This window comes from Rhizobium leguminosarum bv. viciae USDA 2370 (assembly GCF_002008365.1).
Lineage (GTDB): Bacteria > Pseudomonadota > Alphaproteobacteria > Rhizobiales > Rhizobiaceae > Rhizobium > Rhizobium leguminosarum.
In genome coordinates this window covers 1-1,088 of the sequence record NZ_MRDL01000005.1, presented here as the reverse complement: position 1 = coordinate 1,088, position 1,088 = coordinate 1, and the positions used below count along the sequence as shown (strand labels likewise).

The 1,088-nt window shown below is 62.4% G+C and carries 1 protein-coding gene; it reads left to right on the top strand.

Annotated elements, in window-relative coordinates:
* Positions 1-154: 154 nt before the first annotated feature.
* Positions 155-1,075, top strand: coding sequence for an ArdC family protein (locus BS629_RS02910; RefSeq protein WP_077987936.1), 921 nt, complete (start codon positions 155-157; stop codon positions 1,073-1,075).
* The last annotated feature ends 13 nt before the right edge of the window (positions 1,076-1,088 follow it).

The following is a 1,088-nucleotide window of genomic DNA, read 5'->3' as shown; positions in this document are numbered from 1 at the left end:
CCGGCTCTGGTCCTGCCAGGCTCGCGCCGCCGGCAACGGCTTTGCCGTCCTCCACTGCGTTGCGGCCCTGCGGGTGCAGGCAGCACTTGCCGCCCGGCTTTCGGACCGCCGTAGCAGGTCGCGATGGCCGCGACCTCGAAACGGAGGTTCAGACATGAGCAGGCAACCATCCAATCAACGATCCGATATCTACAGCCGCATCACCACCAGGATCATCGCCGATCTCGAACAGGGTGTGCGGCCATGGACCAGGCCCTGGACGACGGGACAGGCGGCAAGTGAGGTCAGCCGGCCACTGCGCCACAATGGCCAACCCTATACCGGGATCAATGTCCTGCTCCTCTGGTCCGAAACCATCGCCCGCGGCTTTGCCTCATCACGCTGGATGACGTTTCGCCAGGCAATCGAACTCGGCGGCGCCGTCCGCAAGGGCGAAACCGGCACGACTGTAGTCTTTGCCAGTTCGTTCATCCGCACCGAGACGACCGAGACAGGCACGGAGATCGAACAGGACATTCCATTTCTCAAGACCTACACCGTGTTCAACGCCGATCAGATCGCCGGTCTTCCTTACCGCTTTCATGAGATCGCACCTGTCCAGGATCCGATGCGCCGGATCGGCGATGCCGGCCGCTTCTTTGCCAATACCGGCGCACTCATCCGGCATGGCGGATCGGCTGCCTATTATGCTGCCATTCGTGATTACATCCAGATGCCATGCTTGGATGCCTTCCGGGACGATGCCGCCTATGTCGCCGTCCTCAGTCACGAGATGACGCACTGGACCGGGGCACCGCGACGGCTTGATCGTGATCTCAGCCGCTACGCAAAAGACAGGAGCGAACGCGCCCGCGAAGAACTGATTGCCGAACTCGGCAGCTCGTTTCTCTGCGCCGATCTTGGCATCGTCCCCGAGCTCGAACCACGCCCCGACCACGCAAGCTATCTCGATGGCTGGCTTAAGGTTCTTGGCAACGACAAGCGCGCCATCTTTTCCGCGGCAGCGCATGCGCAGCGCGCCGTCGACTACCTGCATTCCTTGCAGCCGGAGTTCGACGAGGAGGCGGCGGCGTGAGCCGTCTCTTCCT

Excerpts from the sequence above, each read along its gene's own strand:
- BS629_RS02910 (WP_077987936.1), top strand. The coding sequence starts at position 155 with ATGAGCAGGCAACCATCCAATCAACGATCCGATATCTACAGCCGCATC.